This window comes from Pseudonocardia xishanensis (assembly GCF_039541715.1).
Taxonomy (GTDB): Bacteria; Actinomycetota; Actinomycetes; order Mycobacteriales; family Pseudonocardiaceae; genus Pseudonocardia; species Pseudonocardia xishanensis.
On the sequence record NZ_BAABGT010000083.1, the window covers coordinates 84119 to 98269 of the forward strand.

Consider the following 14151-nt stretch of genomic DNA (forward strand, 5'->3'; position numbering starts at 1 on the left):
CGAGGCGGCCCCTACTCGACCCAGCGAACCACTTCACCGAGGTCTGCGCGCGTCGTGCGGTAGCTGTTGGCGGGGTGGTCGCGGTCCGGGAACCCGAACGAGATGCCGAGCAGCACCTTTCGGTCGTCCGGAATGCCGAGGTGCTCCCGGATCAGGGGGCCGTATCCGGCCAGAGCAGCTTGTGCGATGGCGCCGATTCCCATGCTCTCCGCAGCAAGGAGGAACGCCCCGACGTAGATCCCCGAGTCGACGGCGCCGTAGACGCCTTGCACTGCATCGGTCGTCACGATGGCGACATGCGGGGCTCCGAACAGCTCGAAGTTGCGGGCCGCCTGAGCCGCGGATGCGGCACGATCTCCGCGCCGGACGCCGACCGCCTCATACAACTGCCAACCGGACTCGCGCCGACGCTCCTGGTACACGCCGTCGTAACGCTCCGGCCAAGGGAAGTCCGGGGCCTGGCCGCTTCCGGTGGAGGCCTGTGCACGTATCGCCTCCCGGAAACGGTCGGTTGCCGGGCCGGAGGTGACGACGACCTCCCAGGGCTGGGTGTTGCACCACGAGGGCGATCGCTGCGCGAGCCGCAGTAGCCGCATGATCGTGGCGTGTGGCACGGGCGTGGGCAGGAACGCTCGGCAACTCCTCCTCGACGCGAGCAGTGCCTCGAGTGCGTCGGCGAGGTCTGGGCCATCGCTGGTGTCGGGCATCGCGGTGCAGCTTCGCAGGCGCACGCACGTCGTCGAGAAGCAAGGCCGGTTTTGGGACACCTGCCCGGCGGGATGGGTTCTTGGATGTACCAATACGCGACAGTCGGTGCGGCTCCCTGAGGGGTTCCTCGGAATCTGGTGGGGCGTGCTGCTCGCTGGTGCCGGCAACGACACTCGAAGAGGAGTTCCGATGACCGAGTACGATCAGGTGATTCGCGGCGGCGTCGTCGTCGACGGGACGGGTGCCCCCGAGCGGGTCGCTGACGTCGCCGTCCGCGACGGGCGCATCGTGGAGGTCGGCAGGGTGTCCGGTCGCGGACATCGTGAGGTCTCGGCCGACGGTGCCCATGTCCTGCCGGGATTCGTCGACATCCACACCCACTACGACGGCCAGGCCACGTGGGCGGACCAGATGCAGCCGTCCTCGTGGCACGGTGTCACGACCGTGGTCATGGGCAACTGTGGTGTCGGTTTCGCCCCGGTGGCGGGACACGATCACGACCGCCTGATCGCGCTGATGGAGGGCGTGGAGGACATCCCGGCCACGGCGTTGGCCGAGGGGCTGAAGTGGGAATGGACGAGCTTCCCTGAGTACCTGGACCACCTCGCCGTGCGTCGGCACGACGTCGACATCGCGGCCCAGGTACCGCACGCCGCCCTACGCCTGTTCGTGATGGGCGACCGTGCGGTCGCCGACGAGGACGCCACCGAGGCCGAGGTCGCCGCGATGGGCCGCCTCACAGTCGAGGCATTGGAGGCTGGTGCTCTCGGCTTCTCCACGTCGCGGACGGTCAACCACAAGACGCGGGCCGGTGAGCTCATCTTCTCCTACGGTGCGGCGGCCTCGGAGCTGGTCGGGATCGCGACCGCGATGCACGGTGCGGGCAGCGGCGTAATCCAGATGATCACGGACTGGTCGGCGGACTCGCGCCCGGAGTTCGACCTCGTCAGGGCGATGCTCGCCGCCTCGGGCAGGCCGATGTCGATCTCGCTGCTCCAGACGCGGGCGGCGCCCGACAAGCACCGCGACGTCCTCGGGTTCCTCGACGAGGTCAACGCCGAAGGCCACCGAGTGCGGGCCCAGGTCGCGGCCCGCGCCATCGGCCTCATCCTCGGCCTCGAGTGCACGCTCCACCCCTTCATGTTCAGCCCCGGGTGGCGCGCGATCTCCCACCTTCCGGTGGCCGAACAGGCCCGGCGGATGGCCGATCCCACCGTCCGGGCTCAGATCCTGGATGGGGACGGGTCGGTGGAACGGGCATTCATCGCCGGCAGCGGGCACGTGACCCAGTTCGAGCAGATGTTCGAGCTGGGAGAGGAGCCGGACTATGAGCCGGGTCCGGAACAGTCGCTCGCGGCACGGGCCGCCGCCTGCGGCCGGACACCCGAGGAGCTCGCCTACGACATCTTGCTGTCCGACAACGGACGCGGCATGTTGTACAAGCCGAGCGGGAACTACGTGTCCGGGGACCTGGGCGTCGTCGGGGAGATGCTGGGGCACCGGTACACCGTTGCGGGCCTGTCCGATGGCGGAGCGCACGTGGGGACGATCTGCGACGCCAGCTTCCCGACGTACCTGTTGACCCACTGGGCCAGGGACCGCGACAACCGGTTCAGCCTGCCCGAGATGGTACGGACGCAGACCAGCCGCACGGCTGAAGCGGTCGGGCTGTCGGACAGGGGGAGCATCCGCCCCGGGCTGCGCGCCGACCTGCTCGTCGTTGACCACGCCAATCTCCGGCTGCACAAGCCGCAGATGGTGTTCGACCTCCCTGCCGGCGGGGGGCGGCTGCTTCAGTCTGCCTCTGGTTATGTGCACACTTTCGTCGGCGGCGTTGAGACCTACCGAGACGGTGAGGCAACCGGCGAACTCCCGGGGCGCCTCGTCCGCGGGGCACGCTGAGCGGAGGGATCGGCGTCGGCGAGCGGATGCCTTGGTGCTCGGCCCCCGGTGGGATGTTATTTGTCGAGTCCGCGCGCATACCGCATCGCCTGATGGACGCTCCGCCCCCTGGTCGGCGCGCAGGGTCGCCGTCCTACGCCGACCCTGCGCGCCGAGCCGAAGGATGGTGTCCGGCGGTGCCGGCGATCGTCCGGTCGAGGCCGAGCAGGGCGGCCCTCGGGCGTTCCGGGAGCGCGGGATTCTCATCACCCGGGCGATCGCTGGACCGCGCATGAGCGGGCCCGGCGCGCGACTCGACACCGAGGATGTCCACGTCCTGATCTGCGAGTTCGGCTACGCCATCACCGAGCAGGATATCGACCGGTTGACGAGCACCTCCTCGACCGACCGGCTCTTGCCACGGCACCGGCTGTGGCTGGACAAGGACGTGGCCGGATCAAGGCGGCCGTACCCCTCGCGGACCTCGGCGCGCTGGCGCTGTGGCTTCCGCGTACCGGGCGAACGGTCGGCGGCGGTAGTCACCCACGACGGGACTGGCGGGCTCCCCCGTCGTGGGTGACCGACCGCGGGGCGATTGACTCCGGTCAGACCGCCATCGCCGTCGTGGGGACGGCGGGTGCGAGGCTGAACCCGGGGAACCCGCGCTCGCGTTCCTCGTCGCAGCGGTCGAAGTACGTGTTGGCGCCGGCCGGGTACCAGAGCACAGCGAGCTCACGTCCTTCGAGGTTCGCGCCCATGATCCAGGAGTTGGCCGCCTTCGCGGACGTGAGAAGCGTCTGGGCGGCGATGGTGCGGGACTCCTGGACCCACGCGTCGGTGGCCGCCACATCGGCCTCGACGACCGGCGTCCCCGCCGCGCGGGCCTTGTCCAGCAGGTCGGCGACAAAGTCCACGTTGTGCTCGACGACGGTGGGCAGGTTGCCGAAGGCGGAGAGCGGGCCGATGATGGTGAACAGGTTCGGGAAGTCGGGGATGCCGAGGCCCAGATAGCTCTCCGGTCCGTGTGCCCAGACGTCGGCGAGCCTGCGGCCGTTGCGGCCGGTGACGTTGAGCCGCAGAAGGGCTCCCACGCTCGCGTCGAAACCGGTGGCGAGGATGATGACGTCGAACTCGTACTCGCTGCCGTCGACGACGAGTCCCCGCTCGGTGAAGCCTTCGATCGGGGTGGACCGCACGTCGACCACGGACACGGTGGGCTCGTTGAACGCGTCGAGGTAGCCGACGCCGCACGGCGGCCGCTTCACACCGAAGGGATAGGTGCGCGGAGTGAGGATCTCGGCGGTCTCCCGATCGTGCACCGTCTCCTTGATCTTGCTGCGCAGGAACTCCGATGCGAGGTCGTTCGACTCCGGGTCGACCAGCAGGTCCTCGTAGGTCCCCAGGAGCATCGCGAGGCCGCCCTGGGCGTAGGCCTGCTCGAAGACCGTCTCGCGCTCCGCCGGGTCTGCCAGCTTGGCCGAGGGGCCGGCGGGGCTGAAGTACATCGTCCCCGGGTTCTGGCGGATGTGCGCCTGGATGGCCTCGTGGTCGCGGCGATACGCCTCGCGGTCCTCGTCGGAGAACCTGGTGCTGGTGTAGGGCGCGACATAGTTGGGCGTCCGCTGGAACAGTGTGACCGAGCCTGCGGTCTTGGCGAGCTCGGGAAGCAGCTGGACGCCCGAGGACCCCGCGCCGATCAGCGCCACGCGCTGCCCGGACACGTCGACGCCCTCCTGTGGCCACCGCGCCGTGTGCTCGACCCGGCCCTGGAACCGCTCGATCCCGTCGAACTGCGGGCGGTTGACCGCGGACAGGCAACCCACGCCCGAGATGAGGTAGCGGGCTCGGAAGCGGCGGCCGGTGCTCGTGTCGACCGTCCACAGCGAGGTGTCGTCATCCCAGGTGGCGGCCGTCACCGTGGTGTCGAAAGCGAAGTATCGTTTCAGGTCGAAGCGGTCGGCGACGTGCTCGAGGTAGGCGAGGACCTCGGGTTGGGTGGGGTAGAGCTCGGACCAGTCCCACTCCTCACGCAGCTCCTTTGAGAAGCTGAGGCAGTAGATGAAGGCCTTGCTGTCGGTCCGGGCGCCGGGGTAGCGGTTCCAGTACCAGGTGCCCCCGACGCCTCCGGCGGCCTCGATTCCCTGGACCGTATAGCCGCGTTCGCGTAGCACGTGTACGGCGTCGAGCCCGGAGAACCCGGCACCGACGACGATCGCGTCGACGTCCGTCCGCGACGGACCGTCCTGTGCATCCTGCATGTTTGCTCCTCCTCGAGCCGCCGCGCAGTGCGGAGATGGTCGTCTCAGCGCCGGCCGGTGATGTAGCGCTGGGGGTTGAGCCGGAACATGGTGTCGATCTGCTCGTCGGTGATCCCCGCCTCGCGCATCATCGGCAGCACCGCCGTGGGGATGAACCGGTAGTTGTAGTCCGGGAGTGCCTCCAGACCGCCTGGCGGGAGGAAGTCGGTGTAGCACATGGCATCGTGGGAGATCACGAGCTGTTCGAGGTATCCGCGCTCGATCAAGGTTGTGATGGTGGCGATGCGGTCAGGGGCGCCGAGCCCGAGCCCGAAGCGGTCCATGCCGAGGTAGGAGCCCGCGTCGGCCAGCTCGACGAGGTAGTCGATGTCGGTGCTGTCTCCGGAGTGACCGATGACGACGTTGGTCAGGTCCACCCCCTCCTCCCGGAGCACACGCTGGGTGTCCAGGCCGTTTCGCGTGGCGGGGTGGGTGTGCACGGTGATCGGAGCGCCGGTCTCGACGCTTGCCCGGGCCACCGCGCGCATCACGCGTTCGATGCCGGGAGTCATGCCCGGCTCGTCGATGGCGCACTTCAGGAAGGCCGCGCGGACATCGGTCCCGGCGATGCCCTTCTCGAGGTCGTTGACGAAGAGCGGGGTCATCGGTTCGTCGATGTCGATGGCGAGGCCGGGGCCGACGGTGTGGAACATCAGCGGGACGTCGCGGTAGGTGTACAGGCCGGTCGCCATGACGATGTTCATGTCGGTGCGGGCGGCGATGCGCTGGATCCAGGGGACGTAGCGGCCCAGGCCGAGTACTGTGCAGTCGAAGATCGTGTCGACGCCGAGACGCTTGGCCTCGTCCAGGGCCGCCACCGCCTGGTCGATGCGCTCGTCGGTGTTCCAGTCGTCGCGGTAGTTGGCGACGTACTCCATCGAGGTCATGGTGATGATGTGCTCGTGGGCCAGGGTATTGCCGAGTTCGTCGGCTCCTACCGGTCCTCGTGCGGTCTGGATGCTGGACACGGACCTGTCCCTTCACGTTGGTGTGCGTTTGGCGCAGTTTCGAGTGGTAGTCGTGTTACTGGCGGCGACCGCGCACCAACCGGCCCGGCAGCGCGCCGGTGTACTCGTCGGCGGTCACGATCTCCTGCCCCGCGACGAAGGTGTGACGGTAGCCCCGGGCGTGCTGGGCCAGTCGTCGCCCCCGGCCCGGCAGGTCGTGGACCACGCGGGCCGGCGGCAGCGACATCCGGTCGTGCTCGATCACATTGATGTCGGCCCTGCCGCCCAGTGTGATCCTGCCCCGGTCCCGCAGCCCGATCGCGTCAGCCGGTGTGGAGGTGAGCTCTCGCACCGCCTCGGCCAGCGTCAGCCGGCCTGCCGGCCGGTCCCGTGCCCAGTGGGTTAGGACGAAGGTCGGGTAGCTCGCGTCGCAGATCATCCCGTAGTGAGCGCCGCCGTCGCCGAGGCCGATGATGCTGTCCGGCCGTCGGACGAGGCCGGCGATGTGGTCGAGGTTGCCGTGGGCATAGTTGGAGAAGGCCACGTAGAGCATCGCCTGGCCGTCGTCCGCCAGGAGTGCGTCGTAGGCGACCTCCTCCGGGCGGGTGCGCTTCTGCCTCGCGATCGTGGCGATGTTCAGATCGGGCGGCGGCTCGTAGGTCGGTGGATCGGTCATGACGTACGTGCGTTCGAACTGGCGTGCGGCCGACACGAGCGGGAGAACCCGACTCGAAGGCGGCTCGGTGACGATTCGCTCTCGGACCTCCGGCTTACGTAGCTCGACCAGGCGTTCGGGCAGCGGCAGGTCCGCCAACGACTGGTAGGTCTCGGAGGCCGAGAAGGGATTGGCCGATAGGGCGAAGCCCATGTGGACGCCGATCGGACGGGGGGCGAACTGCGGGCGGAGATCGACGCCTGCCTCCTCGTTCGCCGCATCGGTCCAGCTCAAGACCGTGTCGATCATGTGCGGTGCCGCGTTCTGCTGGGAGATGCTGAACGTGACCGTCACGCCGGCGGCGCGCGACACGTCCCGCATGAGGTGGACCTCGTGCCGGACCTCGTCGAGCCCGCCACCGTCGCTGACGCTCGTCACCATCTGGACGATGCCGTTGCCGCCCATCGCCCGCGCGATGGCCAGGAGTTCGCGGTCGGCCGAGCGGAAGCTCGGGATGTGCTCGCCGTCGCCCCGGCGGTGGACCGCCGTCCGCGAGGTCGCGAATCCGATGGCCCCCGCCTCGAGGCCCTCCTCGGCAAGCCAGCACAGCCGGTCCAGGTCGGCGTCGGTGGCCGGTTCGCGGTCCGCCCCGCGCTGGCCCATGGCATAGACCCGCAGCGGTGAGTGGGGGAGGAGGACGGCGACGTCGATGTCACGCGCACGCTGGTCGAGCGCGTCTAGGTACTCGGGAAACGTCTCCCAGTCCCAGGGCAACCCGGTCGTCATGACCACCTCGGGGATGTCCTCGACGCCTTCCATCGCGTTCACCAGGAGGGCGTGATCCTCGGCCCGGCAGGGCGCGAAACCGACCCCGCAGTTGCCGAGGACCGCGGTCGTGACCCCGTGTCGGGAGGACGGATCGAGATGGTCGGACCACGTCGACTGTCCGTCGTAGTGCGTATGGACGTCGACGAAGCCGGGGGTGACGACGCAACCGGAGGCATCCACGACCCGTCGGCCGGCCGTGGGTACCCGGCCGATCTCGGTGATCCGGCCGTCGCGGACACCGACGTCCGCCCGGTAGCCGTCGGCACCGGTGCCGTCCACGATCGTCCCACCACGGATCACGAGGTCCTCGGCCACGAACGCCTCCTGATGTGTCGTCTGCCACTCCTACGATCTCCGCGGTGCTCACCTTCCGGCCCCGGGTGTAGCGATTTGCGACGCTCCTCGGTCGGGCGATCGCGGTCCCGCCGGGCGCGGCGCCGGGCCGTGTCGCGTTGTCGGACACCTGCAGCGGGCGGGCGGTGCTTCCCCTAGGTTCCCGTTGTCGGGGTGGTCCCGCGGGCGAGAGGGGCAACCAGGTGGGCTTGGATCCGGCGTCGGCGTCCTTGGTCCGTGCCATGCGGGAGCGAGGTGTGCAGCCCTTCTCGGGGCTGACCCCGCAGCAGGCCCGTGAGCTCACCGCGGCGGGGGTCCGCCCGCCGACCGAGGCCGTCGGTGACGTGGCGTCGGTGGTTCTCGCCCGCGGCGACCACACCGAGTTCGAGGTCAGGGTCGTGTCCCCGGTCGGTGACCCGGCCGGGGTGATCGTCTACCTGCACGGCGGCGGGTGGGTGGTCGGAAGCGTCGACGGCGCCGAGCCGGTCGCTCGGCGGCTGGCGAACCTGGCCGGCTGCACAGTCGTGCTTCCCGATTACTCGCTGGCTCCCGAACGACCGTTCCCGTGCGCGCTCGACGACGTCCGACAGACGATGGGATATGTCGAGGCGAGCCCGCTCGGCGGCCTGCCGCTGGTGATCGCGGGCGACAGCGCCGGGGGCAACCTCGCGGCGGTCACGGCCCTGCGTTCCCGGCGGGACGCCGAGATCCGGATCTCTCAGCAGGTGCTCGTCTATCCGGTGGTCGACACCGATATGACGCGTCCCTCGTACCGCGACCCGGGGAACCAGCTGCTGCTGACCGCGGCGGACATGGCCTGGTTCGCCGCTCACTACGCGACCGAGGCGCAGCGCGCGACACCGGACGTCGCGCCGCTGCAGGCCTCGTCGCTCGCGGGACTGCCCCCGACCGTCCTGGTCCAGGCGCCGCACGACGTGCTCTTCGACGAGGGCTCGGCCTACGGGCAGGCCCTGCGGGACGCCGGGGTACCGGTCGACAGGTGGGTCGTTCCCGGCCAGATGCACGGCTTCTTCACGCTGTTCGATCTCCTTCCCGGCGGAGCCGAGGCGGTCGAATTCGTCGCGGCCGCCATCACCGGCGAGCTGGCCCGGCGTCCTGATCCGGCCTCGGCGGGCTAGCGGACCAGCGCGAAGAACGACCGTACGTCGCGGACGAAGAACTCGGGCTGCTCGAAGGCTGCGAAGTGGCCGCCGGCGGGCATCTGTGACCAGTGGACGAGGTTGCACGCCGCCTCCACCCAGCTCCGGGGCGCCAGGAGCGGCTCGGCGGGGAAGAGCGCGCAGCCGGTCGGCACCGTGATCCGTTGCCGGACGAGCCCGGAGTTCGCGGCGGCCGTCTCCTGGTACAGGCGGGCGGAGCTGCCGATCGTGCCGGTGAACCAGTAGATGCTGAGATTGGTCAGGAGCTGGTCGGGGGTGAACGACCGGAGGACGTCGCCGTCGCAGTCGCTCCAGGCCCGGAACTTGTCCAGCACCCAGCCGGCCAGCCCGGCGGGCGAGTCCAGCAGGCCGAACGCCAGTGACGCCGGCCGGGTGCGCTGGATCGCGAGGTAGCCCAGGCCGTGCGCGGCCAGCTCGGCCCGCCGGTCCAGGTACGCCTGCTCGTCCGGCGACGTCGCCTCGGCGGCTGCGGGATCCGGCGGCGGCACGTTGACCAGGTTGACGTGCAGGCCGACCAGCCGATCCGCGTCGAGTACCCCGAGATGCATGGCCGCGGTAGCGCCCCAGTCCCCGCCCTGAACTCCGTAGCGCTCGTAGCCCAGGCGCGTCATCAGCTCGCTCGCCGCCCGGGCGATCCGCCGGATGTCCCACCCGGGCTGCCTGGTCGGTCCACTGAAGCCGAAGCCGGGCAGCGACAGGCACACGACGTGGAAGGCGTCCGCCGGCTCGGCACCATGTGCTCGCGGATCGGTCAGGGGCCCGAGCACGCGGTGGAACTCGTAGATCGAGCCCGGCCAGCCGTGCAGCAGCAGCAGCGGCACGGCGGCCGGCTCGGGGGAGCGGACGTGCAGGAAGTGGACCTGTTCGCCGTCGATCGTGTCCACGAACCCCGGCCACCGGTCGAGCTCCGCCTCGGCGGTCCGCCACGAGTAGGACTCGGCCCAGTACTCGCAGAGGCTCCGTAGGAAGACCGGATCGGTGCCGTAGCCCCAGCCGCCCACCTCCCACTGCTGCGGCCAGCGGGTCTGCCGGAGCCGGTGCCGCAGGTCATCGATCGAGCTCTCGGGTACACGAATCCGGTAGGGCCGCATCCTCCCCGCCACGGTGGTGCCTGCCGCGCCGCTCATCGGAGGCGGACCTGGACGCCGGCGGGTGAGCGGAAGGCGACCCCGTTGACTACCCGGTCGGCGGGGTCCGCGTCCGGGTCGAGGTGCAGGTCCGGGAACGCGTCGAGCAGCACGTCGAGGGCCCGCTTGATCTCCGCCTCGGCCAGCGGCTTGCCCAGGCACAGGTGGGCGCCGAAGCCGAAGGTGGCGTTGAGCTTGATCGGGCGGGTGATGTCGAACCGGTCGGGGTCCTCCCAACGGGAGGGGTCGCGGTTGGCGGCGGCGTGGAAGGCCAGCACCACCGCGCCCTCGGGGACGTGCACCCCGTCGACCTCGACGTCGCTGCGGGCCACGCGCGGGTGGCCGATCAACGAGGTCTGCCACCGCAGCCCCTCGGCCACGGCGTTGCCGAGCAGGGACCGGTCGGCCCGCAGCACATCCCACTGGCCGGTGCTCAGCAGTGCGACGATGGTGTTGGACATCGCCCGGTAGGTCGTCTCGAAGCCGGCGGGGTACAGGAAGCGCACGAACGTCGTGATCTGTTCGCCGGTCAGCGACTCGCCGTCCTGCTCGGCGCGGACGAGCATCGAGATGACGTCGTGGCCGTCGTTCGACGGGTCGGCCCGCCGCGCCGCGATCACCTCATCGGCCCAGCGCGTCATCCCGGTCTTGCCCCACTCGGCCAGCTCGGGTTCGGCCAGCGCCACGCAGGCCAACGCCAGGTTGAGCATCCGGTCGGACTGCGACGTGGGGAGCCCCAGCACGCCCGCGATGACCCGGGCGGAGAACGGGAAGGCGAACTGCGACATCAGCTCGGCTGTATCGCCGGCGCCGATCTCGGCGACGAGACCGGCCGCAACCGGCGCGATCACCTCGTCGCCCCAGTTCTCGATGGCCCGCCGGCTGAACGCCTGCGACACCAGCGAGCGCTCGCTGCGGTGGGCGTCGCTCTCCAGGGCGGTCAGCACGTCGCCGATGGTGTGGCGGTAGGCGCGGACCTGGGCGAGCTGGCCGAAGTTCTCCTGGTCGCGCAGCACGGTGTGCACGGCGTCGTAGCCGACGGCGAGGAAGGTCGGGGCGTTCAGCCCCTCGTACCCCGTGTGCGCCGGGGTCACCCAGATCGAGGGATCGACGCCGAGCTCGGTGGTCAGCGTCGACTCCACCAGGGGAGCGCGCTCGCGTAGCCGCCGGAACGTGTTGTACAGGTCGACCTTCTCCCGGGCCCCGGCTCCGGCGTCGAACCGGGCGAAGACGTCGACGTCGTCGAAACCCGTCGGCTCGACGCTGCTCAGTCCTTCGGTGCTCAGTCCTTCGGTGCTCACGACGTCGCTCCTCCGAGGTACGAGGAGAGGGCCGGGTCCCGAGGATCCGGCACGACCGTCTTGGTCTCCAGGTAGGGCAACAGACCCTCCCGGCCGCCTTCGCGGCCGAGACCGGACTGCTTGAAGCCGCCGAAGGCGACCCCGAAGTCCGTTCGGAACCCGTTGTGCCCGACGGTGCCGGCCCGCAGCCGGCGGGCGATTTCGGCGGCCCGCCGCAGGTCGTGGGTGAAGACGGCGGAGTTCAGACCGTAGATCGAGTCGTTGGCCACGCGAACGGCGTCGGAGTCCCGGTCGACCGGGATGACCGACATGACGGGCCCGAAGATCTCCTCCTGCGCGATGGTGGAGGAGTTGTCGACGTGGGCGAAGAGCGTGGGCTCGATGAAGAACCCGCGGTCCAGACCCGGTGGGCGACGGCCGCCGGTGACGAGCCGGGCGCCGCCGGCCACGCCGTCGGCGATCAGCCCCTCGACCCGGTCGCGCTGTCGGCTCATCGCCAGGGGTCCCATGTCGGACTCGGCCGCGAACGGGTCGCCCACGGTGATGGCCCGGTAGGCGTCCGCCATCGCCTCGACGAACTCGTCGTGCCGCGCGCGGCTGACGATCACCCGGGTGATCGAGGCGCAGACCTGGCCGGTGATGCTGCAGCCGGTCGCCGCGAGGCTGCGCGCCGCCTCGGCCGGGTCGAAGTCGTCCAGGACGACCGCGGCGGACTTACCGCCGAGCTCCAGGGTGACCCGGCCGATCCGCTCGCTCATGACCCCGGCGATGCGCCGCCCAGCCGCAGTCGACCCGGTGAAGCTGATCTTGTCGACGCGCGGGTCGCGGACCAACCGTTCCGAGACGTCCCGGTCCGCGGCGAGCACGTTGACCACACCTGGCGGGAGGCCGGCCGCCTCGGCGACCTCGGCGAACAGGTACGCCTCGCCGGGTGCCTCCGGTGCGGCCTTGAGCACGACGGTGCACCCCGCCAGCAGCGCTGGGGCCAGCTTGTGGGCGATCAGGAAGAGCGGGGCGTTCCAGGGGATGATGGCGCCCACGACACCGACCGGCTCGCGGACCAGGACACTGTCGGGCTGCAGCCGACCGGCGGGCCGCTCGATGAACCCGAAGGAGCCGGCCAGCTCGGCGTGGGCCCGGAACACGCCGGGGATAAGCCCGGTGCTCGCCGTCGCCGAGCGGTGCAGGATGCCGGACTGGCGGGGCCAGATCTCGGCGAACTCGGGGATGCGCTGCTCGATCTCGTCGGCGATCACCCGGAGGTGCCCCGCTCGCTCGGCCGGGGACAGCCGCGGCCACGGCCCGTCCTCGAAGGCGCGGCTTGCTGCCGTCACCGCCCGGTCGACGTCAGAGGCGCTCGCGGCCGCGACCGAGTAGCAGATCTCCTCGGTGGCCGAGTCGACGACCTCGAAGTGTGCGGCGGCCGAGGGCACGGCCCAACTGCCGTCGACGAAGATGCGGTCTGGAGCGTGGAGCAGCTGAGTGGCGTCGGTGCGGGCCGGCACGGGGTGTCCTTTCGTCCGGAGGTGGTCAGGCGGGCGCATCGACGAGGCGGCCGAGCCTGTCCCAGTCCTGCCGCACTCGGGTCCGCAGGCCGGGCTCGGCCAGCCATTCCGGAGTGCGGATCAGCTGGGTGGTCTCGAGCAGCTGTACGAGCACCGCGGGGTCCTCGCTGGACAGCCCCTCGACGCGGTCCATGAAGGCCCGCCGCTCGACGGCGTCCGGCGGAGGTCCCGCGCCGATCACTCCTTCGACCCGATAGTCGGCGCCGGTGGACAGCTCCCAGCAGTACCCGACCGTGCGGGCCACGCGTTCGTGGAAGCATCGGGGGAGGTGCTCCGCGGCCGGACCACCGTGGGCGGCATGCGCTTCGAGCTCGGCGCGCAGGTCGAGCGCCTCAAGCGCGGCGACGGTCATCCCCTGTCCGTAGACGGGGTTGAAGGCGGCGACGGCGTCGCCGAGCACGACGAGGCCGGCGGGCGGCGCGGAGAGGTGGTCGTAGTGCCGCATCCGGTTCACGGTGCGCCGCCACACGCGGGCGGGCAGCTCCAGCTCGAGCGCGTCGAGCGTCGTGGCGACCTCTGGATAGGGGAGGCTGGCGAGGAACGCCCGAAACCCCTCCGCGTCCGACGGCGGATGGTCACCCGCGGAGCCGACGGCGGTGACGATCCAGCGGTCGTCACCCTCCTGGCGCCACATCGCGACGCCGCGCGTGCGGGGCGTCCCGCTCGCGGTCACGCCGAGGGGCAGCGCCGACAATGCCTCGAAGCCGAAGTGGACCCCGGGCGGTCGGCGGGCCTGGCAGCTCGCGTACCCCCAGCGTGCGTCGACCTCGGTCTCCTCCGGCGCGGGGTGACCGAGCTCGACCAGCCACTGGGGCGTCGCGGACGACCGCCCACTCGCGTCGACCACGAGGTCGGCGGCGATGACGCCGCCCTCGGTCCGGACGCCGGCAATGTGGCCGTTGTCACCGGCGACGAGCCCTTCCACTCGGACACCCTCGCGGAAGACGACTCCGGGAAGTGCGCGGACCCGGGCCCGCACCAGGTGTTCGATCATCGGCCGGCTGGCGAGGATGTTGGTGATGTCGGAGTCGGGCCGGGCCGCCCATCCGTACCGCTTGTGGTTGGCGATGTCGCGGGTGACACAGATCCGATGGCAGCCGGCGGCCAGCGCGTCCTGTTCGAAGCCGGGCACCAGGGTCTCGATCGCCGCGAGGCCCCGGGCCAGCAGGGCGTGGAACTGGCCGCCATGCGGGACCCCGCGCCGCACGACCGGTTCGTTGGGCAGCTCATCACGTTCCAGGACGACCACCTCGTCGGCGTGTCGACTCGCCGCCGCGGCGGCGAGACTTCCGGCGATGCTGCCCCCCACGATCACGATCCTGTTCATG

Annotated in this window: 11 protein-coding genes; 3 read left to right on the top strand and 8 right to left on the bottom strand. The window is 70.6% G+C overall.

Translation table 11 applies throughout. The features are described from left to right. Positions 1–11 precede the first annotated feature (11 nt). A complete protein-coding gene (locus ABD993_RS26595; protein ID WP_345424174.1) occupies positions 12–596 on the bottom strand; it encodes a nitroreductase in 585 nt (194 codons plus the stop codon). Between ABD993_RS26595 and ABD993_RS26600 the strand changes: the two genes are divergently transcribed. Then, positions 526–2610, top strand: coding sequence for an N-acyl-D-amino-acid deacylase family protein (locus ABD993_RS26600; protein ID WP_345424177.1), 2085 nt, complete (start codon positions 526–528; stop codon positions 2608–2610). The genes ABD993_RS26595 and ABD993_RS26600 overlap by 71 nt on opposite strands. 163 nt (positions 2611–2773) lie before the next feature. Continuing rightward, entirely contained in the window at positions 2774–3169 is a 396-nt protein-coding gene (locus tag ABD993_RS26605) for a hypothetical protein (RefSeq protein WP_345424180.1), read from the top strand. Positions 3170–3194: 25 nt separating this feature from the next. On the opposite strand, the gene ABD993_RS26610 is transcribed toward ABD993_RS26605, so the two are convergent. Genes ABD993_RS26610 through ABD993_RS26620 form a run of 3 tightly spaced genes read right to left on the bottom strand, consistent with a single transcriptional unit; the run spans position 3195 to position 7631 of the window. Then, a complete protein-coding gene (locus ABD993_RS26610) occupies positions 3195–4847 on the bottom strand; it encodes a flavin-containing monooxygenase (RefSeq protein WP_345424183.1) in 1653 nt (550 codons plus the stop codon). Between the two features lie 44 nt (positions 4848–4891). Next, a complete protein-coding gene (locus tag ABD993_RS26615) occupies positions 4892–5854 on the bottom strand; it encodes a phosphotriesterase family protein (RefSeq protein WP_345424185.1) in 963 nt (320 codons plus the stop codon). A gap of 55 nt (positions 5855–5909) precedes the next feature. Beyond that, the gene (locus ABD993_RS26620) at positions 5910–7631 is read right to left on the bottom strand and encodes an N-acyl-D-amino-acid deacylase family protein (protein ID WP_345424188.1); all 1722 of its coding nucleotides are present in this window, start codon (positions 7629–7631) and stop codon (positions 5910–5912) included. Between the two features lie 260 nt (positions 7632–7891). Here ABD993_RS26620 and ABD993_RS26625 point away from each other — a divergent pair, with 260 nt between their 5' ends. Further along, a complete protein-coding gene (locus ABD993_RS26625; RefSeq protein ID WP_345424191.1) occupies positions 7892–8788 on the top strand; it encodes an alpha/beta hydrolase in 897 nt (298 codons plus the stop codon). Here the strand turns inward: ABD993_RS26625 and ABD993_RS26630 are convergent. Genes ABD993_RS26630 through ABD993_RS26645 form a run of 4 tightly spaced genes read right to left on the bottom strand, consistent with a single transcriptional unit; the run spans position 8785 to position 14150 of the window. Next, complete coding sequence (locus tag ABD993_RS26630; protein WP_345424194.1) at positions 8785–9957, bottom strand: epoxide hydrolase family protein; 1173 nt, start codon at positions 9955–9957, stop codon at positions 8785–8787. The two genes, ABD993_RS26625 and ABD993_RS26630, sit on opposite strands and share 4 nt — an antisense overlap. After that, entirely contained in the window at positions 9954–11258 is a 1305-nt protein-coding gene (locus tag ABD993_RS26635; protein WP_345424197.1) for a cytochrome P450, read from the bottom strand. The genes ABD993_RS26630 and ABD993_RS26635 overlap by 4 nt, the downstream gene beginning before the upstream one ends. After that, positions 11255–12763 (bottom strand): aldehyde dehydrogenase, encoded by a 1509-nt coding sequence (locus tag ABD993_RS26640; protein ID WP_345424200.1) that lies wholly within the window; start codon positions 12761–12763, stop codon positions 11255–11257. The genes ABD993_RS26635 and ABD993_RS26640 overlap by 4 nt, the downstream gene beginning before the upstream one ends. Before the next feature lie 25 nt (positions 12764–12788). Beyond that, positions 12789–14150: an FAD-dependent oxidoreductase gene (locus tag ABD993_RS26645; RefSeq protein ID WP_345424203.1), complete on the bottom strand. Its 1362-nt coding sequence runs from the start codon at positions 14148–14150 to the stop codon at positions 12789–12791. Position 14151: the final 1 nt, after the last annotated feature.

Coding starts and splice junctions, on each gene's coding strand:
- ABD993_RS26610 (WP_345424183.1), bottom strand. CDS start 4,847: ATGCAGGATGCACAGGACGGTCCGTCGCGGACGGACGTCGACGCGATC.
- ABD993_RS26595 (WP_345424174.1), bottom strand. CDS start 596: ATGCGGCTACTGCGGCTCGCGCAGCGATCGCCCTCGTGGTGCAACACC.
- ABD993_RS26625 (WP_345424191.1), top strand. CDS start 7,892: ATGCGGGAGCGAGGTGTGCAGCCCTTCTCGGGGCTGACCCCGCAGCAG.
- ABD993_RS26645 (WP_345424203.1), bottom strand. CDS start 14,150: ATGAACAGGATCGTGATCGTGGGGGGCAGCATCGCCGGAAGTCTCGCC.
- ABD993_RS26605 (WP_345424180.1), top strand. CDS start 2,774: ATGGTGTCCGGCGGTGCCGGCGATCGTCCGGTCGAGGCCGAGCAGGGC.
- ABD993_RS26630 (WP_345424194.1), bottom strand. CDS start 9,957: ATGAGCGGCGCGGCAGGCACCACCGTGGCGGGGAGGATGCGGCCCTAC.